Source organism: Aeromonas rivuli, from assembly GCF_000820045.1.
In the GTDB taxonomy this organism is placed as follows: Bacteria; Pseudomonadota; Gammaproteobacteria; order Enterobacterales; family Aeromonadaceae; genus Aeromonas; species Aeromonas rivuli.
Genome location: NZ_CDBJ01000076.1, coordinates 538 through 806, shown reverse-complemented (window position 1 = coordinate 806; position 269 = coordinate 538). Strand labels below are relative to the sequence as shown.

Sequence of the window (269 nt, the reverse complement as noted above, 5' to 3'; positions counted from 1 at the left end):
CACCGCGGTGAGCGAGCTGGCCGCCAGCTCCTATGAGGTCCGCGAACATGCTCGCCACAGCGCCGAGCTCTCGACCCTCACCAACGACGATGCCGCCAACACCAGCCGCCTCGCTCGGCACTCCATCACCGACATGGGCGAGATGTCCGCCGACATTGCCCGGGTCGACACGGTGATCCAGCAACTCGATAGCCGCTGCCTCGCCGTGGATGGGGTATTGGAGGTGATCAGGGGGATTGCCGATCAGACCAACTTGCTGGCCCTCAATG

General features: G+C 64.7%; 1 pseudogene. It reads left to right on the top strand.

Annotated features, from left to right (window positions below):
• A pseudogene (locus BN1130_RS22965) lies at positions 1-269 on the top strand (methyl-accepting chemotaxis protein); the annotation flags it as partial.